Below are 20094 nucleotides of genomic sequence, written 5' to 3' on the forward strand. Positions count from 1 at the left end.
CTCCAACGTCGCGCCGTATCCGCCCTTTTATTAGGACGTCCAATCATTATGGTGACGGACGGCACCTTATCCCAACCGCTTCTGCGCGCCGCGAGCCGGGCGCACGAGCCGGTACCCGGCAGCGTGCGGGTGTCCGGGGCCTCGCTCAGGAGGGCGGCCGCAGCTGTACACGGCGGGTCCGCGCGTCCTACATTCCACTGATGGACCTCGAACTCCGACACCTGCGCACCCTCTGCCTGCTGGCCGACACCGGCAGCGTGACCAGGGCCGCTGCAGCTCTGGCCACCTCGCAGCCGGCCCTGACCACGCAGCTGCAACGCATTGAGCGGGAGGTCGGCGGCCGCCTGTTCCACCGGGGGCGTTCGGGGGTCGAACCCACGGAGCTGGGCGAGTTCGTGCTGGTGCGCGCGCGTTCGGTGCTGTTGTCCATGGACGACCTCGTCCACGACATCAGTGCGCGGAGCGCCTCACCCCCGGTCCTGCGCGTAGGCGGGGTGGGACCGTTGACGATAGAGTTCTCCGAGCGCCTGCCCGAGATCTTTCCCCGCATACCGGTCCACGTGCGTACCGAGTACTCCCCCAAGCTGGTCACCGACCTGGTCCGGGCCGGGCACCTGGACCTGGGAGCAGCGATCGACTACGTGGACCGGGACCTGTCCACGGACGGCCCGCTGGCCTGGGCGATGCTGGCGGTGGAACCGTTGCACGTGGCGCTGCAGACCGGGCACCCGGCGGCCGGTGCGGCGGCGGTGGCACTGGGCGACCTGGCGGACTCCCCGTGGGCGCTCACGCCCCCGGACGGGACCGGATGGCCGGAGTGTTTCTACCTGGCCTGCCAGCGGTCCGGGTTCGCACCTGAGGTGCCCTACCGTCTGCACGACCGGTCCGAGATCCGTGAACTGGTGGCGGCCGGGCGGGCGGTCGCACCGTGCCGGCCGGACTTCGGAACGGGGGACGGCGTGGTGGTGCGCAGGCTGGAGGGCGAACCGATCCAGCTGCGCCATCTGCTGGTGTGGCGGCGCGACGCCCCGGTGCAGCAGGCCTCGGACGCGGTCGTCCGCCTGGCCCGTGAGATTCTGGGGGCCGCGCGCCCGGCCGAGGACACCGGTCCGCCGCCGGGCACGTGCGCCGGCTGAGGCCCGGACCGGAGCGGTACCGTCCCCGCGGCCCAAGCACTACCTACTGGGCGGTAAGGTCCGTTTCACGTTCCCGAAGGGCCGGCGACCTGCCCCTGTGACGTGCCGTAACCGCCACCTGCACCAACTGTGGGGCCGGATGCGTCTCAGGTGCCTTACTCTTCAGTAACGTAGTGGAGGGTCGGAGTTTCCCCCTCGTCCGCTCCCGAGCTATGTAACTTCCTCCTCCCCAGGGCCCGCTGCGCCCCCGCGGAGAAGGCACGATCGAGTTCAGGACAACACCATGCGAGCACTGAGACTCTTCGCCCCCGTCCTGGCCGTAGCACTCATCGCCACGGGTTGTGGCTTGGGCGACGGGGGTTCAGAGAGCGACACCAATACGCAGGGCGTCACCGACGACACCGTGGTCATCGGGACCCACCAGCCGTTGACCGGGCCGGCCTCCCCCGGTTTCCGCAACGTCTCCACCGGCGCACGTGCCGTCTTCGACTACATCAACGAGAACGGCGGTATCCACGGCCGCCGTATCGACTACCAGGTCCAGGACGACTCCTTCGACCCCGCCCAGACCATGGAAGCCACCGACGCACTCGTGGAGGAGCACGAGATCTTCGCGATGCTCGGCGGCTTGGGGACCCCTACTCACGAGGCGGTCATCGACGAGCTCAACGAGCAAGGCATCCCCGACCTGTTCGTCTCCTCCGGCACCCTGCAGTGGGACCAGCCCTCGGTCTACCCCTACAGCTACGGCTTCCAGGTGGATTACACCAAGGAGACCAAGATCCAGGCCCAGTACCTGGCGGAGAACTACTCCGGTGAGGACGTCGGGCTGCTCTACCAGAACGACGACGTGGGACCCTCCACGCACGCCGGTATGGAGCAGTACCTCATCGACGACATCGTGACCTACGAGTCCTACGACCCCAGGGTCCCCGAGCTGGCCGGACAGGTCGCCGGACTCAAGAGCAGCGGCGCCGACGTGGCGGTGTGCTCGTGCATGCCCTCCTACCTCGCTCTGGCCATCACCGAGGCCGCCTCCATCGGGTACGAACCCCAGTGGGTGTCCCCGTCCTGGGGCGGCGACGTCGAGGTCATCACCGAGCTCATCGAGGAGAACGCCGAGGGCACACCGGCCGAGGACGTCCCGCCCGATACCTTCCTGGACGGCCTCATCATCACCTCGTTCCTGCCGATGGTCGGCCAGACCGACGACCCGTGGATCGAGTTCTTCCAGGAGATCCACGACGAGTACAACTCCGGCACCCTCTTCGCCGACACCACGGTCTACGGCATGGTCCAGGCGGTCCTGTTCGCCCAGGTACTCATGGAGGTCGGCCCCGACCTGGGCCGCGAGGAGCTGATCCGGACCCTGGAGTCCCAGGAGTGGCAGGGCCCGGGCCTGGTGCCGTTCAGGGCCTCCGAGAACGACCACAGCGGTTACGCCGGGGTCATGGTCGTGCAGCACAACGCGGGTGGCCAGCCCGAGGTACTCCAGGAGCCGATGATCACCGACAGTGACGGCGGCGAGATCATGGACTTCGAGATGGAGCGCCCCGCTCCCGAGGACGTCGAACTGTTCAACTGACCGCGCAGGACGTGTGGGCCTCCCGGCCGGCCGGGAGGCCCACACGTCCTGCGGTGCCGGCCCTCGCTCCCTCCCCGACCCCGGGGAAGCAGTTCCGCACCGCTCACTTCCCGTTCTCCGGTGAGGCCAGGGGCAAGCGGACGGTGAAGAGCGCGCCTCCCAGCAACTCGCTGTGTCCCGCCGTGAGGGTGCCACCGTGGACCCGCACGATCTCCCGGGAGATGGGCAGCCCCAGCCCGCTGCCGCCGGGGTCCAGCTCCTTGGACTCCGACAAGCGGGCGAAACGTTCGAAGACACGCTCGCGGTCCTGCTCGGGCACGCCCGAGCCGTCGTCGTGCACCTCCACCACGGCGCTGTCCCCCTCCCGCCCGACGTAGAGATCGATACGGCCCCGCGCGTGGCGTTCGGCGTTGGTGACCAGGTTGGTGAGCACCCGCACCATCCTCAGACGGTTGACCTCGGCACGGACGGGCTCCGAGGTGTGGGTGCGCAGCCCCGGGTACCGGCGGTGGTCGGAGAATTCGGTGGTGATCAGTTCGGTCAGGTCCACACGTTCACGCGAAGCCGATGCGCCGGTCTCCACCCGGGCCAGTTCGAGCAGATCGAAGACGATGTTCTCGAGGCGCTCGGTGTCCGAGAGCAGGCCGGTGAGCAGGCGTTCCCGAGCGCGCGCGTCGGGTTCGGGGTCGGAGAGCTCCACCTCGAGCTTGGTGCGCATACCGGTGATGGGGCTGCGCAGTTCGTGGGAGGCGTCGGAGACGAAACGGCGCTGGCGGGTGACCGAGTCCTCCAAACGCTCCAGGCTCTCGTTCGCGGTACGCGCCAGTTCGGCGATCTCGTCGTCACTGTCGGGCACGGGGAGTCTGCGGTGCAGGTCGCTGGCGGTGATGTGCTCCATCTCCGAGCTGATGTTGCGCACCGGCCGCAGGGCCCGTCCCACTCCGTACCAGAGCACGGCACCGGTGCCGACGGTCAGGAGGAGCGAGACGCCGACAAGCACGAACTCCAGGACGTTGGTGGAAAAGAACCCGGTGGTGCGCGAGGCGGCCAGGACCGTGACGTCACCGTAGGCCGAGTCGTCGACGGCGTACCCGACGACGCGGAAACAGTCCCCCTCCCGCACACCGGTGAGCTCGGTGCACACGGTCTCGGAGAGGCGGGGGTACTCGGCGTCGCCGGTGGGCTCCCCGGTGGGCTCCTCCGTGGTCACCGCCGGCAGGCCGCGCAGGGTGTCGCTGGCGGCAAGTACCTCACCGCTGTCGCGGTCCACGACCTGCAGGCGCACGATCGGTTCGGTGGACGGGATCGGTCCTTCGTAACGCTGGGTCTCCACATGTGCAGCGACCTCGCGGGCGACGGCATCGACGCGTCCGGTGTTCCGGAGCCGGTCCAAGTCGCGGATCACCATCGAGCTGAACACCAGAAGAGCCACCATGAACAGGAAGAACGTCAACACGGAGCCGGCAGTGACCCGTGCGCGGATCGACCGTGGGCGCAGCCGCTCCAACACCCGGCCGATACGCTCGCTTCCCTGTGACACTCGCCCATTGTCACTCAGAGCGACGATGATGCGGCGAACATACCGCGGTGTGGCGGGCTGTGCAGAGAAGAGGATCCGTCACCGGAGTCATTCGTAGGGGTCGGGCGGATCAGCGACCTCCTCGCGTTCCTGCGCCAGGAACCGGTGCTCGCTGACGTCGGTCAGCTCGCCCTCGGGCTCGTCCCAGGTACCGCGTACGGTCCACCAGGTGTCGGCTTCGGGAACCGGCCCGTCGTCGACGACCTCGACACGGTTGACCACGGCATCGGCCGCACAGCAGGCCATCTGCAAGCGCACCAGGTACCAGCTGCCCTCCTCGTCGGGGACGGCGAAGCCGGTGAGCTCGATCTCGCGACCGGCCATCTGCCGGTCCTCGTCGGTCCAGGCCCGCATGACGAACTCCTGCACGGCCATCTGTGCGGTCTCCCCGGGACCGGCCTCAGCCAGGGCGTCCTCGAAACCCCCGGAGACGGTCTCCTCGGGGGGAGGGCCGGCGGAACCCCCGGTGGACTCCACGGTGTAGGAGCCCAACGCGGGCGGGGTGAGGACGAAGACGGCGGCGACCGGGAGCAGGAGGAGCCAGGCGACCCCGGGGGCGCCGGAGTGGTCGTGGCCGTGGCCGCCGTCGCCGTACTCGGCGGCCACCGCACGGTCGTGGTCACGGGCACTGGTGTGGTGCTCGGGGGCACTGGTGCGGTGCTCGGGGGCCGTGTCCTGACTCTCTCCCCGCAACTCGGCAACGACGACCAGGACGCCGAGGAGCACGGTGACCGCTCCGGCGGCGATGAGGAAAGGCCCGAAGCCCGCCTTGACCCAGTTGAGGTAGAGGTCGGTGGGCACCGTCGCGGTGAGGGCGGCCGCGCCGAGCAGGACGAGGGTGAGCCCTTGGGCGATGCGGTTCACAGCAGGAGCCCTCCGATCAGGAACGTGCAGACCAGCCCGACGGCGAGGCAGAGCGGGGCGAATCGGGCCACGAACCGCCAACCGAAGACACCGGCCTGCATGGCGATGAGTTTGAGGTCGACGATGGGGCCGATCACCATGAAGGCGAGCTTGGCCGTGGGAGAGAAGTCGGTGAGGCTGACCGCCACGAAGGCGTCGGCCTCCGAACAGATCGACAGCAGGATCGCCAGTACCGCCAGGACCAGTACCGAGACGACGGGCGCATCGGCCACGGTCAGCAGCCACGAGCGCGGCACCATGACGTTGAGGGTGGCCGCGGCCAGGGCCCCCACGACGAGGTAGCCGCCGGCGTGCATGATGTCGTGCAGCATCGACTCGCGGAAGATCCGGCCTCGGGAGGCGCCGGGTGTATGGGTGCGGGTGGGCAGGCGCAGCCAGTCCGCGCGGCCGAACCTGACCCAGATCCAGCCGATGACGACCGAGGCCGACAGCCCGGCCGCGAATCGGGCCAGCACCATCTCGGGTTGCCCGGCGAAGGCCACGGCCGTGGCGATCATGACGACGGGGTTGATGGAGGGCGCGGCCAGCAGGAAGGTCAGGGCCGCCGCGGGTGCGACCTCGCGTTTGATGAGGCTCCCGGCGATGGGCACGGACGCGCACTCGCACCCGGGCAGCAGGGCCCCGGACACACCCGCGACGGGCACGGCCCGTGCGGCGTTCTGCGGGATGAACCTGCGGTAGGCCGAGGCCGGCACGAAAGCGGTGAGCGCGGCCGACAGGGCCACCCCGAAGACCAGGAACGGAAGGGCCTGGAAGGCGATCGCGGTGAAGACGGTGGCCCAGGCGAGGAAGGCCTGGTCGGTGAGCTCGTCGGTGAGCCAGGCATGGCCGGCGGCCATCGCGGTGATCAGGAGCGCGAACAACCAGACGGTGCCGGTCCTGCGGCTGCTGGTACTGCGCCCCCAGTCCGCCGGGGGCAGCTCGTCCCGATCGCTCCAGCCCTGGGCGATACTGTCGCCCAGGGCTGAGCCGGGGGTGGTCTCGTCTGAGAGCCGTTCGGACACAGCGGGTCTCCGTGGGGGTGGTTCAGGAACTCCACGCATAGTACCGAAAACGATTTTCGCTTGCGCACCGAACGGGCCACCTGTGGACGGCCTCAGCGGGGCCCTGGGTCCTCCTCGCCGCCCCGGCCGGGGTTCTCCTCCTGCCCGTTCCCCTCGGGGTCCCCGATACCGTCGGCGGGGGTGCCCTCCGAGGACACCCCCTCGGCACCGTCCTTCCCGCTCTCGACCTCGGCGCCGTCGGCCCGCCAGTCGCGCCCGTCGGTCTCTGATGCCGGGTCGGAGGGGGCCGGGCCCTCGGTCCGGTCGACGTCCTCGGGCAGGTGCCCGTGGGCCGGCCCCCAAGCGGTGACGTTCTCCAGGTCCGGCATCTTGGCGAGGGTGAACTGCGGGTCGAGCCCGTACCTCAGTTGGCGGCTGTAGTCGGCCAGCAGACGGAAGGCGACCGGCGACAGCAGGGCCAGGGCGATCAGGTTGAGGACGGCCATCACGCCCATGGAGATGTCGGCCATGCTCCAGATCACGGTCAGTGGGGCCACGCAGCCGATGAAGACCGACGCCAGGACCGCGTACCTGAAATAGGTCATGTGGTGCTGCTCGGCATCGAGGAACTGCAGATTGGACTCACCGTAGTAGTAGTTGCCCAGGACCGAGGTCCAGGCCAGCAGGAACATGATCACGGTCAGCGCATGCAGGGACCAGCCGCCCAGCGAGCCCTCCAGCCCCTCCTGCACGACCGCCACAGCCTGGTGGGCGCCCGGGTCGTAGACCGAACCGTTGATGAGCACGACGAACGCGGTGACCGAACAGACCAGCCAGGTGTCGAAGTAGACCCCCAGGGACTGCACCAGCCCCTGCTTGGCCGGATGGGAGACCGAGGCGGTGGCGGCGGCGTTGGGGGCCGAGCCCAGGCCTCCCTCGTTGGAGAACATCCCGCGGCGCATGCCCTGCACGAGCGCGGTGCCCGCACCGCCGGCGGCGAGCTCGCGGACCCCGAACGCGTGGCCGAGGATGTCACCCAGCACCCGCGGGACCTGGTCGATGTTGAGGGCGACCACGGCCAGCCCGAGCAGGAGGTAGAGGCCTGCCATGAGGGGCACCAGCCCCTGGGCGACCGTGGCGACACGGCGTACGCCGCCGAAGACGACCGCGGCGGTCAGCAGGGCCAGCACGACCCCTACGAGCGCGTCGATCCAAAAACCCCCGGTTCCCCCGCTCTCCTCCACGGAGGTCGTGATCGCCCCGGCCACGCCGTGGGCCTGCACGGAGCTGAAGACGATGCTGAAGGTGAGGGTGATCAGGACGGCGAAGAGCACCCCCGTCCATCGGCGGCCGAAGCCGTGGAGGATGTAGTAGGCCGGTCCGCCGCGGAAACCGGTGTGGGTACGCACCTTGTAGAGCTGGGCGAGAGTCGACTCCACGAAAGCGGCAGCGCCCAACAGCGCGGCCATGAGCCACATCCAGAACACCGCGCCGGGCCCGCCCAGGATGATGGCCAGGGAGACGCCGATGATGTTGCCGGTACCCACCCGGGAGGCGGCCGAGATCGCGAAGGCCTGGAAGGAGGAGATCTCCCGCCCTCCGTCGGGGGCCACCCCGGGGCTGCCGCTCAGGACACGGAACATCTCCGGGAGCAGCCGGAGTTGGACGAAACCGCTGCGCACGGTGAAGTAGAGGGCCAGAACGACCAGGAGCGGGATGACCAGGAAGCTCCAGAACAGGTCGTTGAGGCCCACGAGCAGGTCGTTGAGGACGTTCACGCTTTCCCCTTCAGGTGGCGTGCGGTCCCGAATGCGGGAATCGGGGTTTCCCGCAACTGTCCACGCCCGGGCCCCTCGATTCGGACTCGAACACGCGAATGCACGGTAAAGGAGCGCAAAACACCGCTGGGAAAAGGCCGAAGGGGCCCGCCCCGGCTCCTGGCCGGGACGGACCCCTTCGGTGCTGCTGCTGAGTCGCGCCTAACGCTGCGACGCGGATCCGCTGTGGTCACCGCGGTAGCCGCTGCGGTTGTCCCCGCGGCGGTCGTTCCTGCGGTCGCCCCGGTAGCCGCCGCGGCGCTCGCCGCGCGGGCCGCCCTCGTTGCGGGGGCCGCCGTCGCGGTCGCCCCGGTAACCGCCCTCACGGCGGTCGTCCCGGTGTCCGCCCCGGGGGCCGCCGTCGCGGTCGCCCCGGTAGCCACCGCGTTTGCCGCCCCGGTAACCACCGCTGCGGCCGCCGCCGCGGTAGCCGCCGCCACGGCGCGGTCCGCCACGGCCGCGCCCACGGCGGGGACGCTCGGGCTCGGGCGGCTCGACCCAGGGCTCACCGGAGGGCTCCTGAGCACCGGTCACAGTGCTGAGCAGTTCATCTCCCGGGTTGACCAGGTGCTGCTTGGCCTCGACGCCGGCCTCGTTGATGAGGCGGCGGGCCATGCGGCGCTGGTTGGGCTGGACCAGGGAGACCACCGAACCGGAAGAACCGGCGCGGGCGGTGCGGCCTCCGCGGTGCAGGTAGTCCTTGTGGCCGGTGGGCAGGTCGACGTTGACCACCATGTCGATGCCGTCGACGTGGATACCGCGGGCGGCGACGTCGGTGGCGACCAGGGCCTGGATGCGGCCCTCGCGGAACTTGGCGAGGGTGCGGGTGCGCACGCTCTGGGTCTTGCCGCCGTGCAGGGAAGCGCACGGGACACCGAGCTGGACGAGCTGCTCGCTGATGGTGTCGGCACGGTACTTGGACCGCACGAACAGGATGGTGCGCCCCTCGCGCGCGGCGATCTGCGAGACGATCTTGTTCTTGTCGCGCGGCAGGACCTTGAGCAGGTGGTGCTCCATGGTCGTGACCTGCGAGACGGGCGGGTCGACCGAGTGCGTGCGCGGGTTGTTCATGTACTTGCGCACCAGCTTGTCGACGTCGCCGTCGAGCGTGGCGGAGAACAGCAGGGTCTGGCCGCCGGGGCCGACCTGGTCCAGGAGCTCGCTGACCTGCGGCATGAAGCCCATGTCGCACATCTGGTCGGCCTCGTCCAGGACCGAGATCTCCACATCGCTCAGGTCGCAGGCGCCCTGCTCGATGAGGTCGGTGAGACGGCCGGGGGTGGCGACGAGGACCTCGACGCCACGGCGCAGTTCGTTGATCTGGCGGGTGTAGGAGCTGCCTCCGACGACGTCGCCCACACGCACGCCGAGAACGCGGGCGTACTCACGCAGGGCGTCGCGGCCCTGGTGGGCGAGCTCGCGGGTGGGAACCAGGATCAGGGCCCGGGGGCGGGTGCTGGCGGCGCGGCGCTCGGCGGTACGCATCAGGACCGGCAGGCCGAAGGCCAGGGTCTTGCCCGAACCGGTACGGCCGCAACCGAGAACGTCGACCCCTTCGATGGCGTCGGGGATGGTCGCGGCCTGGATCGGGAACGGGGTGGTCACACCGTTCTTGGCCAACGCTTCGACGATCTTGTCCGGAAGACCGAGGTTGTCGAACGCAGGCTCTACGGCAGTGTCCGTCAAGTGACGTTTACCTTCCTCATAGTGTGGCGGCGTTTCGAGGAAGGCTTCGCGCAGGCCGGGCGGCCTCGGCGAAGAAATCACACAAACGCGCCTTAATCGCACGCGGAACCGGACCCCGTCACGGGGCTCTGTGCTCACTCGGGGTGACAAGCGCGGCGCCGGATTCATCGGCAACGCGTCTTTCCGCGTCTGGACGGCCTGGCGCGCTCGGATGCGCACGGCTTTCGAACGACCGCCTTCAGCAGCTTACTAGAGATCCCTCGGGGGCGGGGACGGAGCGGGCTTTTTTCCCGGTGATACGGGTCTCCCCGCCCGCTCCGGGACTTCTCAGGAGCGGCCGGCCGTGCTCTGGGCGAGGACGGTGAGCCGGCCGATCTGGGCGCGGCGCTCGGCTGCCGCCTGCTCCTCGAGGCTGTTCCCGGGGGCGGCCTGCAGGAGCGCCTTGGTGGCGGTGGCCGCGCCGGGGTCGAGCTCCAGGAGTGCGGTGACGGCGTCGGAGACCGCACCGTCGAGCTCGTCGGAGGGCACCACGAGGGTGGCCAGGCCGAGTTCGCGGGCCTCCTCCGCCTCGACCCGGCGTGCGGTCAGGCAGATCTCGGTGGCGCGGTGCACACCGACGATGTCGACCAGCGGCTTGGTGCCGGTCAGGTCGGGGACCAGCCCCAGGGCGGGCTCCTTCATGCAGAACTTGGCGTCGTCGGCGAGGACGCGCAGGTCGCAGGAGAGGGCGAGTTGGAACCCGGCACCGATGGCGTGGCCGCGCACGGCGGCGACGGTGACCAGGTCGGGGCGGCGCAGCCAGGTGAAGCCGGCCTGCAGCTCCGCGATGTAGGAGTCCAGGTCCTCCTCGTCGGCCGATCCGTCGGCCAGGCCGGCCACGATCGAGCGCTCGCCGTCCACACCCTCGGGGGTGAACATGTTGAGGTCGATCCCGGCGGAGAAGATGTCGCCCTTGCCGGACAGGACCACCACGCGCACCTCCTCGGGCAGGGCACTGCCGATGCGCGCCATGGTGGTCCAGGTACGTCCGGTCATGGCGTTGCGCCGCTCGGGGCGGCTGATGGTCAGGTGGGCCACACGCCCGTCGATGGTGAGCTCGAGCCCGGCCCGGCCGAGCTCCTCCTCGGTGGGCAGGGACTCGTGCGCGTTGGGGTCCTGTGCCATGGTTCCTCCGTCGTTTCGGTCGGGAACCACGACCATACTCTCCAGTAACTTGGGGTGGTGCGACGCACCCGGACCTGGCGGGTCAGGCGGTGCGTGTGTCGCCGCCGCGGCCGCGCAGCTCGGCCCCGGAGCCCTTCAGGCGCCGGCGCACGTACCCGTAGGAACGGCCGGTGGCCGCGCACAGCGAACGGATGCTCTCACCCGCGTCGTAGCGGCGCCGGAGCTCGGCGGCCAGTTCGTCGTCGCCGTCGGCCGAGACCGGCGTGCCCCTCCTGGGAACCTCGTCCACGAACCCTCATCCCTTCTGCCGGAGAGCACCAGCCTAGATCTTCGCCGGGGCCGGGAACAGGCTCCTCCCGCCGCGCCGGGACAGTGGCGGGCGCAGGAGCGGGGGCGGCGACCGGCCTGTGGGGACGGTCGCACCGCGGCCACCGGGTGGCCCGTACCGCCTCAGGCCAGGGCGATGAGTTCGTTGAACTCGGAGGTCCACATGTCCTCGACGCCGTCGGGCAACATGATGACCCGTTCCGGCTGGAGTGCCTCGACCGCGCCTTCGTCGTGTGTGACCAGTACGATCGCGCCCTTGTAGTTGCGCAACGCGTTGAGGATCTCCTCCCGGCTGGCCGGGTCGAGGTTGTTGGTGGGCTCGTCCAGCAGCAGCACGTTGGCGCTGGAGACCACGAGGGTGGCCAGGGCCAGACGGGTCTTCTCACCACCGGAGAGCACCCCGGCCGGCTTGTCGACGTCGTCCCCGCTGAACAGGAACGATCCGAGCGTGCGCCGGGCCTCGACGTCGGGCAGGTCGGGAGCGGCGCTCATCATGTTCTCGAGCACGCTGAGGTTGACGTCGAGAGTCTCGTGCTCCTGGGCGTAGTAGCCGAGTTTGAGTCCGTGTCCGGGCAGGATCCGGCCGGTGTCGGGCTGCTCGATGCTGCCGAGCAGGCGCAGCAGGGTCGTCTTGCCCGCACCGTTGAGTCCGAGGATCACCACACGGCTGCCCCGGTCGATGGCCAGGTCGACACCGGTGAAGATCTCCAGGGACCCGTAGGACTTGGACAGCCCTTCGGCGGACAGCGGTGTGCGCCCGCTGGGCGCGGGGTCGGGGAAACGCAGTTTGGCTACCTTGTCGACCTTGCGCACGCCCTGGACCCCGTCCATGAGCTTGTCGGCCCGGTTGATCATCTGCTGGGCGGCGCGGGCCTTGGTGGCCTTGGCGCGGAACTTGTCGGCCTGCTTGCGCAGCGTCTCGGCCTGCTTCTCGGCGTTGGAGAGCTCACGGCGGCGGCGCTTCTCGTCGGCCTCGCGCTGGACCTGGTACTGGCGCCAGCCCATGTTGTAGACGTCGATGGTGGAGCGGTTGGCATCCAGGTAGAAGACGCGGTTGACCACGTCCTCGACGAGTTCGACGTCGTGGCTGATGACGACGAGCCCGCCCTGGTGGTTCTTGAGGAAGTCGCGCAGCCAGGCGATGGAGTCGGCGTCCAGGTGGTTGGTGGGCTCGTCCAGCAGCAGGGTGTCGGCGTCACTGAACAGGATGCGGGCGAGCTCGATACGTCGGCGCTGTCCGCCCGAGAGGGTACGCAGGGGCTGGCCCAGGACCTGGTCGGGAAGCCCCAGGCTGGAGGCGATCGCCGCGGCCTCGGACTCGGCCGCGTATCCGCCCAGCACGTGGAGGCGCTCATCCCAACGGGCGTACTGGCGCACACCTTTGCTGCGCGTCTTCTCGTGGTCGCTGGCCATCTTCTTCTCGGCCTCACGCAGGCCGCGGAAGGCCTCGTCGATGCCTCGGGCGGAGAGGATACGGTCCCGGGCGAGGACGTCGAGGTCGCCGGTGCGCGGGTCCTGAGGCAGGTAACCGATGCTTCCGGAGGAGGTGACGGTACCGTCGGTGGGTTGGCCCTCCCCCGCCAGGATGCGGGTCAGGGTGGTCTTGCCCGCACCGTTGCGCCCCACCAGACCGATCTTGTCCCCGGCGGCGACCCGGAAGGAAGTCGGCTCCAACAGGAGACGGGGTCCGACGCGCAGTTCGAGGTCGGTGGCGATCAACATGGGTGGAGCTTCCTCGGCGATGGGGTGGTGGACACGTGCGGTGGCCCGAGCGGTCCCAGGGGTGGGATCTGGGCAACCCGCCCAGCCTAACCGCAGACGGATGGGGCCCGGATAGGGTCTCGGCCATGCTTCGGCCCCGCACCCGCGGCCAACGAGCACGGAGGCCGACTCATTCCCTGCGTTGCGCAGGGGCCGGAGCTCAGGTCCCCGCAGTTCCCCGCTCTGCCGGCCCGGACCGGGCCGCGGCCGTCGCACCGGATCCGTCCTCCACAGTGGCCCGCTCCTCCTCGTGGGGGTCCGTTCTGCCGGAGGACCGGTTCCTCAGGAGCGCCGCGACGACAGCGGCGATCGGTGTGGCCAGGAACATCCCGGGGACGTTGCCGACGATGGCACCGATGGAGATGGCCAGCAGCACGACCGCGGACGGCAGCTCCAGCGCTTGGCCGTAGATACGGGGCGCGAACAGGTTGCTCTCCAACTGCTGCACCACGATGACGCCGATGGTGACGACCAGTGCGGCGACCCACCCCTCGGCGACGAAGGTGACCAGAGCGGCGAGGATGCCCGTGGCGAAGGCACCGATCACCGGTAGGAACGCGCCGACGAAGGTCAGTACGATCAGAGGGATGGCCAGGCTCGGTTCCAGGACGATGAGCAGCACGATGCCGATGAAGAAGGCGTCGAACAGGCCGACCATCGCCACACCGCGCACGTAGCGGCCCATGACGTCGTAGGCCACCTTGCCCGCGTGGCGCAGCCCCGGGCGGGACTTGGGGGGAAGCAGCGTGGTGAACCAGTCCATCAGCTTGTCGCCGGCGTGCAGGAAGTAGACGGTCAGCACGATGGCCAGGATGAGTCCGATGAGCACCTGGACCACGGCCGAACCCGCCGTGAGCGCCCCGCTCACCAACTGGCTCTGGTTGTCGATGACCGTGCTCTGGATCTGTACCCAGGCCTGGTCGATCAGTTCGGTGAACAGCCTCGGGTCGAGGCCGAAGGGCACTTGGAGATCACGGAGTTCGTTGACGGCACTGGAGACGCTGGCGACGAGCCCGCCGAACCCCTGCATGGCGGGGGTGACGATCAGCGAGACGACACCGCTGAGGACCACCAGCGCGGTGACCATGGCCAGGGTCGTCGACAGTCCGCGGCCGAGCCCCTTACGGCGCAGGAAGAGTACGAGGGGCATCAGCAGCGCGGTGATGAAGACCGCGATGATCACCGGGAGGGTGACGACCCAGATGTAGGCGAGCCCGTACAGCAGCAGGCCGATGACCACACCGATGATCAGCACACGCCAGGAGGCGTCGCTGATGCTCCGGAGCAGGTCCTCCGCACCGACGTCGTCCTCCGCCTCGGTCTCGGCCACGGCCTTCCTGGCCTCCGCCTGGGCGTTGACGGCCTCCTCGGCCTCCAGCTGCTTGCGGCGCTCGGCTCTGGCTCTGCGCGCTTCCAACCACTTCTTCAGGAGCGCCCACACTCCAGGCCGCTGGGCTTGCACATGGACTCCATTCTCTGCTCATTCACGCGGGGGCCGCCGGAGGGAGCGGCGGTGTGTGTTGTGGAGGGGGATGCGTAGAGTTCAGGTCCGGTTCTGCCCGATCCGGCGAAGGGTCAACGGTCTCAGAACTGCCAGGGTTCCCGGGGGTCGCCGGAACTGACGATCTCGTTGCCGAAGGGGGCGAGGGCGACCGGGATCATCTTGAGCGAGGCCCAGGCCATGGGGATACCGATGATGGTGACCGCCAGGCCCAGGGCGGTGGCGATGTGACCGATGGTCAGCCACCAACCGGCCACGATCACCCAGATGACGTTGCCGACCGTGCTGATGCCGCTGGGGCTCTCCCGGCGTACGAGGTCGCGGCCGAAGGGCCAGATGGCGTAGCTGGCCATGCGGAAGGAGGCGACTCCGAAAGGGATCGTCACGATGAGCACGCAGCAGATGAGGCCGGCGAAGACGTAGCCGACCGCCAGCCAGAAGCCGGCGACGAAGATCCAGATGATGTTGAGGACGAGCCGCAAGAGGGCCACGGTGTCTTGTCTCCTTCTTCGGGCCCCGCAGAGGGGGCGGCGGACGGGTGCGGCACGGAACCTGCGGAGCATGCCGTACTCGTGCGTTTCTACCGTCTGTGACGCGGCGGTGCCACGACCTGTTCCGCGCCGCGTCCCCGGCCCTTGCCACAGAGGACCGGCGGGGTGGCGGTACTCGGGGCGGCGGTTCTCCCGTGGCCGTACAGGGCTGCTGTCAGCGCTCTTCCAGGACACCGGTGGCCGGCGTCCGCGTTCCCGCCGGCGCCGACACCGGCTGCTCTGCGTGAGGACATACGGCCATACCCAAACTTGACCGAGCATTGGGACCGTAATGTGATCGGCGTATCAGCAAGGGGCCCTAGGCAGGCGGGACATCGCGCCATACGATGTGCGGTGTCCTTCTCGAGGGGTCCACTCCCGCGATATTGGACAAACTCACACAAACAACCAGAGATCAGCCGCAAGGCGTCAGGTTTCGGTAACGGTTGTATGAGTAATTTCCCTACCCCCCGTGCACGAGCGGGAGTGGGGATGGCATGATTACGTACCGGCTCGGACGGAGGCTCGTCACCGCCTCCGCCGCCTTCGCGTGAGAGCACTCCGCCCTTCGGATTCACTGCCGCTCAGGTCTGTGCTTCTCGTGGTCTCAACCACATCGGGGAACATCGTTCGCATCGCCCGGCGTTTGCGTCGTGCGGAGTGAGCTCACGTCGCATGACGAACTTTTGGTGACTGAAGCTTTTTCGACAGCTTACTAGTGATTTCAGTAGAGGTGGTTCAAGCATGTCTCAGGTACGTCGGCAGGCCGCACTGCGCCCCCGCCCGAGCTGGGGGTGGCAGGATGCCGCCGCGTGCCGGGGCGAGGACCTTGTGCTCTTCTTCGGACCCGACGGCGAACGCCAGCCCGAGCGGGAGATCCGGGAGCGCAAGGCCAAGGAGATCTGCGCGGCCTGCCCGGTTCGGACCGACTGCCTGGACTACGCGATCTCGCGTCCAGAGAAGTACGGCACCTGGGGCGGCCTCAACGAGGACGAGCGCGCTTCCGAGCGCCGCCGCCGCATGCGCCGCGCCAACGCTGCCTAGCTCATCGTCGGTAGACACAGACCTCCCCGGTGGCCCCGGCCCCGAATGAACCCGTGGCGCCCCGACACATCCACGTCGGCGGCGCCGCGGGTTCTTTCATGCCCGGCCCCTTCAGCCCAGATGGCGTTCGAACCAGGACACGGCCTCCGCGGCCACCCGGCGCCAGTCCCACGCGCCGCGCAGCAGTTCGTCCGTGCCCGCCAGGACGGTGAGATCGCTCGGACCGCCCAACCGGCCCCGCGCCCATTCCCCGATCTCCCGCACGAAGGAGTCCCGGCTCTCCAACAACACCAGCACGGGCGCACGCACCCCGCCCAGGCTGTCCTCGGCCCGGTCGATGCGTCCGCCGTGCACCACGACCGCACCCACGTCCCCCGACCGCGCGGCCGCGGTGACCAGCGCCACCGGTGCCGCCGGCCCCGAACCCAGCACCCCCAAGGGGCTCTCGGCCGTGTCGGTGGAGCGGCGCAACCAGGCCACCGCGGCACTGAGCCGTTCGCCGAGCGCGTCGGCCCCGACCCCGCCTTCCGCCCGCTCCTGTTCGGTCAACAGGTCCAGGGACAGCGTCGCGTACCCTGCCCGGCGCAGGAACGCCGTCACCGCTTTCCACCGCGGGTCGGCACTGTCCTCGCCCAGGGCCATGACCACGGCACCGCGCAGCGGCGTGGGCACCGTGAGTTCGCCGTCCAGGTGTTCCTGCCCGGCACGAACCCGCACCCCGCGGACCGACTCCTGGCCCCCGCGCGCACGGAGGTGCTCACTCAGGATCGCGGTGACGTGGCCGTCGGAGAGCCGGCCGAAGTCGCGGTACCAGTCCCCCACGGCACAGAAATTGTCCGGGACGCTCAGCACGACCAGTTCGTCGACCTCCGGACCCAGCACCTCCACTGCCTCGGGCGAGGCCACCGGGACAGCCAGGATCAGTCGGGACGGGGCCTGGGCGCGCAGCATGCGCAGGGCCGCTCGCGCCGTTCCGCCGGTGGCCACACCGTCGTCGACGACCACACAGTCGCGGCCGGCCACCGAGGGCAGGGCGCGCTCGCCCCGGTAGACGGTGGTTCGACGGGCCAGTTCGGCGCGTTCGTTCTCGACCGTGCGCTCCAGGGCCTGCCGGGGCACGTGCATACGCGCCAGAGCCCGGTCGTCGTAGAAGACATGGCCGTCCTCGGCGACGGCCCCCAAGCCGGCCTCGGGCCGACCGGGCAGACCGATCCTGCGCACCATGAGCACGTCGAAGTCGAGGCCGAGTCCGTGTGCGAGTTCGGCGCCGACCGGGACCCCGCCCCTGGGGAGTGCCAGTACAACGGGGTCGTCCACGACCAGGGGACGCACCCGTTCGGCCAGTCGGCGCCCGGCCTCGGTGCGATCTGTGAAGGGAAGCGAGACGGGTACCGGATTCATATCCACCTCCGGTGCCTGCGTACGTGCGGGCACCGCTCCTCTCGTCGACGCTCGGACCGCTGGAAAAGTGCTACGGGCATACCCCCGCAAAGCGCATTCACAACCCCGGGGCGGAGAAAGAACCGGGGACCCGTCCGGGCGAAGCGGTGTGGCGCAGGATTCCCATGAGGAGGGCGTCGTGTCGGCGTCCCTGCCACAGCAGGGCCTCACGCAGGCGTCCCTCCACGACGAAACCGCAGGAGCGGTAGACCGCGATCGCACGCATGTTGAAGGCGTACACGTGCAACCAGACGCGGTGCAGTCCGATCCGTTCGAAGGCGTGTTCCAGCACCAGTTCGGTGGCCTCGCGCCCCAGGCCGCGTCCGGTGAACTCCAGAGCCGAGAGCGCGATGCGGTAGCCCGCGGTCTCGTTCTCCGGTTCGACCTCGTAGAGGGAGAGGTCTCCGATGTAGCGGCCGTCCGTGGCCGAGGTGATGGCCAGGTCGAGCCTCTCCTCGTCCTCGCCCCGGCTCGCGCACCAGTCCTGGGCCTGGGTGTAGGTGCGGTGGCGGTGGGTCCCGGTGAGGCGGCGGATCTCGGCGTCCAGACCGGACGCGAAGTAGTCCTCGGCGTGCTCGGGTGAGAGGGGGACCAGGCGCACGCTCTTGCCTATGAGGGTGGGGGTCTTTCGCAGTGCGCTCGTGTTGATCATGGAACCTTCCCGTTGCGACCGGAGACCGCGGGGACGGTTCCGGCGGGGGTCTGCGGGCAGGGGCGTGTACCGCAGGGGTCGGCTGGGCCGGGCAGGCTGGGACAGGGCCCGGAGTGGGGCTGGGGCGGTCGGCTCACTGAGTGTGTGATGTGACTTCCTTCCCCACCGGAACGCCCGGAACTCCCCCGCAGACGATCGATCAAACCCCGGGTATCCGATCATGGGACCAGTGACGATCCCGCACACGGACACACACCACTGGAGACGCAGTTTGTCCCTCTCACCCGCCCGCACGCCCGCCCCTCGGGAGGCGCGCCGGGCCCGCCTGGCCGTCTCGGCCCTCTTCTTCGTCAACGGTTTCACCTACACCAACGTGGTCCCCTGGCTGCCCGTGCTCAAGGAGCGTCTGGAGCTGAGCAACGCGGACCTGGGTCTGGCACTCGCCGCGATGCCCACCGGAGCGGTCCTGACCGGGATGCTGGCCGGTCCCTTCATCCGCTGGTTCGGCAGCGGACGCACGGCAGTGGTCAGCAGCCTGCTTTCGTTGGGAGCGCTTCCACTGGTGGCGCTGGCCCAGGAGTGGTGGATGCTGGCCGCCACCCTGTTCTCCCTCGGGTGCGCCGACGCCTGGACCGACTCCGCCCAGAACGCGCACGGGTTGCGTGTGCAGTTGCGGTACCGCCGCAGCATCATCAACACCTTCCACGCCGTGTGGAGTCTGGCCGCCGTCGGCGGCGGCCTGCTGGGGGCGGCGATGGCGGGTTCGGGCACACCGGTCCTGCTGCATCTGGGCGGGGTCGCCGCCGCCCTGGCCGTGGTGAACCTGCTGGTGAGCCGGATACTGCTCCCGGGCCCCGAGGACAGCGAACGGTCCGGGGAGACCGGTGGCAACGACGGCCGCGGAGGACGCCCGGCGGGACGCACCCTGGCCGCGCTGGTTGCGCTGGGTCTGCTGTTGATGGCCGCAGGCGGGATCGAGGACTCGGCCGCCTCCTGGGGCGCGGTCTACCTGACCTCGGAGCTGTCGGCTTCGCTGTTCGTCGCGGCACTGCCGTTCGTGGCGTGCCAGGCGATGATGTCGGTCGGACGCCTGTTCGGCGACCGGATCACCGACCGTTTCGGGACCGTGGCCGTGGGACGTGCCGGCGGCTCGTTGGCCGCGGCCGGGATGGGCCTGGCCCTGACCCTGTCGCACCCGGTCGCCGCGGTGGTGGGGTTCGGGGTGATGGGCCTGGGCGTGTCCACACTCTTCCCCTTGACCCTGGCGGCCGCCGGGAACGTGCCGGGCGTGCGGTCCGGGGACGGGGTCACCGTCGTGGGCTGGATGGGACGCGCGGGACTCCTCGCCTTCCCGCCTGCCGTGGGGATGCTCGCCGACCTGGTGGGCCTGGGCCAGGCTCTCTGGCTGATCCCGGCGGCCGGCGCCGGGGCGTTCCTGTTGGCGGGGGCCCTGCGACCGCGGCCCTGAGCTGCCGTGCCCGTCCGAAGCTCCGGACACGGGGCGGGCCCCCGACCGCCGACGGTATGCGAGCCGACGGCCGGGGGCCCGGGTGGCGCCGTGCGCCGAGGACGCACTGGCGCCGTGGGGTGTTACTCCACGGGTGCCGGGCGGCGGGAGCCGGCCCACAGGGCCAACGCGCCGATACCCGTCACGACCGCACCGCCGAGAACGAAACCCTGCATGTCGGCGCCGGTGGCGGCGAGCTCCTCGCCACCCTGGTCGCCGTCGCCACCGGTGTTCCCGCCACCGGTGCCCGCGGCCGGAGCCTCGGGCACGCCGGGGACGTTGGGAACCTGGTTGCCGTCACCGGGCGGCTCTTCGCCGTCACCGGGGTCTCCGGGCCCTTCCGGCGGGTCCTCGGGGTCGGGGTCCGGGTCGGGGTCCGGGTCGGGATCCGGGTCGGGATCCGGGTCGGGATCCGGGTCCGGGTCGGGATCCGGGTCCGGGTCGGGATCCGGGTCCGG

16 protein-coding genes and 1 pseudogene are annotated in these 20094 nt (G+C 69.8%); 4 read left to right on the forward strand and 13 right to left on the reverse strand.

Going from position 1 to position 20094, the window contains the following annotated elements; translation table 11 throughout:
- Positions 1-200: 200 nt before the first annotated feature.
- Together D456_RS0103900 and D456_RS0103905 are read left to right on the forward strand one after the other, a co-directional pair.
- A complete protein-coding gene (locus D456_RS0103900; RefSeq protein WP_017574848.1) occupies positions 201-1136 on the forward strand; it encodes a LysR family transcriptional regulator in 936 nt (311 codons plus the stop codon).
- Between the two features lie 283 nt (positions 1137-1419).
- The gene (locus D456_RS0103905; protein WP_017574849.1) at positions 1420-2721 is read left to right on the forward strand and encodes an ABC transporter substrate-binding protein; all 1302 of its coding nucleotides are present in this window, start codon (positions 1420-1422) and stop codon (positions 2719-2721) included.
- A 103-nt stretch (positions 2722-2824) separates the two neighbouring features.
- On the opposite strand, the gene D456_RS0103910 is transcribed toward D456_RS0103905, so the two are convergent.
- The 10 genes from D456_RS0103910 to D456_RS0103955 form a co-directional block, all read right to left on the reverse strand.
- Complete coding sequence (locus tag D456_RS0103910; protein WP_051049392.1) at positions 2825-4261, reverse strand: sensor histidine kinase; 1437 nt, start codon at positions 4259-4261, stop codon at positions 2825-2827.
- Positions 4262-4348: 87 nt separating this feature from the next.
- Entirely contained in the window at positions 4349-5164 is an 816-nt protein-coding gene (locus tag D456_RS0103915) for a TIGR03943 family putative permease subunit (RefSeq protein ID WP_017574851.1), read from the reverse strand.
- A complete protein-coding gene (locus D456_RS0103920; RefSeq protein WP_017574852.1) occupies positions 5161-6228 on the reverse strand; it encodes a permease in 1068 nt (355 codons plus the stop codon). The genes D456_RS0103915 and D456_RS0103920 overlap by 4 nt, the downstream gene beginning before the upstream one ends.
- A gap of 92 nt (positions 6229-6320) precedes the next feature.
- Positions 6321-7985, reverse strand: a complete 1665-nt coding sequence (locus D456_RS0103925) for an alanine/glycine:cation symporter family protein (protein WP_017574853.1) — start codon at positions 7983-7985, stop codon at positions 6321-6323.
- Positions 7986-8186: 201 nt separating this feature from the next.
- A complete protein-coding gene (locus tag D456_RS0103930; protein ID WP_017574854.1) occupies positions 8187-9710 on the reverse strand; it encodes a DEAD/DEAH box helicase in 1524 nt (507 codons plus the stop codon).
- Positions 9711-10037: 327 nt separating this feature from the next.
- Positions 10038-10874, reverse strand: a complete 837-nt coding sequence (locus D456_RS0103935) for an enoyl-CoA hydratase/isomerase family protein (RefSeq protein ID WP_026115546.1) — start codon at positions 10872-10874, stop codon at positions 10038-10040.
- An 82-nt stretch (positions 10875-10956) separates the two neighbouring features.
- Positions 10957-11163: a helix-turn-helix domain-containing protein gene (locus tag D456_RS0103940; protein ID WP_017574856.1), complete on the reverse strand. Its 207-nt coding sequence runs from the start codon at positions 11161-11163 to the stop codon at positions 10957-10959.
- Between the two features lie 161 nt (positions 11164-11324).
- The gene (locus D456_RS0103945; RefSeq protein ID WP_017574857.1) at positions 11325-12923 is read right to left on the reverse strand and encodes an ABC-F family ATP-binding cassette domain-containing protein; all 1599 of its coding nucleotides are present in this window, start codon (positions 12921-12923) and stop codon (positions 11325-11327) included.
- Positions 12924-13122: 199 nt separating this feature from the next.
- The gene (locus tag D456_RS0103950; RefSeq protein ID WP_230479849.1) at positions 13123-14424 is read right to left on the reverse strand and encodes an AI-2E family transporter; all 1302 of its coding nucleotides are present in this window, start codon (positions 14422-14424) and stop codon (positions 13123-13125) included.
- 122 nt (positions 14425-14546) lie between these two features.
- Complete coding sequence (locus D456_RS0103955; protein ID WP_017574859.1) at positions 14547-14954, reverse strand: YccF domain-containing protein; 408 nt, start codon at positions 14952-14954, stop codon at positions 14547-14549.
- A gap of 783 nt (positions 14955-15737) precedes the next feature.
- On the opposite strand from D456_RS0103955, the gene D456_RS0103960 reads away from it, so the two are divergent.
- A complete protein-coding gene (locus tag D456_RS0103960) occupies positions 15738-16037 on the forward strand; it encodes a WhiB family transcriptional regulator (RefSeq protein WP_017588640.1) in 300 nt (99 codons plus the stop codon).
- Positions 16038-16148: 111 nt separating this feature from the next.
- Here D456_RS0103960 and D456_RS0103965 read toward each other — a convergent pair whose 3' ends face one another.
- Entirely contained in the window at positions 16149-17438 is a 1290-nt protein-coding gene (locus tag D456_RS0103965; RefSeq protein ID WP_017574860.1) for a phosphoribosyltransferase family protein, read from the reverse strand.
- A 97-nt stretch (positions 17439-17535) separates the two neighbouring features.
- On the reverse strand, positions 17536-18129 hold the full coding sequence (locus D456_RS0103970) for a GNAT family N-acetyltransferase (RefSeq protein ID WP_017574861.1): 594 nt from the start codon (positions 18127-18129) through the stop codon (positions 17536-17538).
- Positions 18130-18400: 271 nt separating this feature from the next.
- On the opposite strand from D456_RS0103970, the gene D456_RS0103975 reads away from it, so the two are divergent.
- Positions 18401-19597, forward strand: a complete 1197-nt coding sequence (locus D456_RS0103975; protein ID WP_017574862.1) for an MFS transporter — start codon at positions 18401-18403, stop codon at positions 19595-19597.
- Positions 19598-19719: 122 nt separating this feature from the next.
- Here the strand turns inward: D456_RS0103975 and D456_RS26790 are convergent.
- Positions 19720-20094 (reverse strand): annotated as a pseudogene (locus D456_RS26790) (DNA primase); the annotation flags it as partial.

The sequence above is a fragment of the Nocardiopsis kunsanensis DSM 44524 genome, from assembly GCF_000340965.1.
Taxonomy (GTDB): Bacteria; Actinomycetota; Actinomycetes; order Streptosporangiales; family Streptosporangiaceae; genus Nocardiopsis; species Nocardiopsis kunsanensis.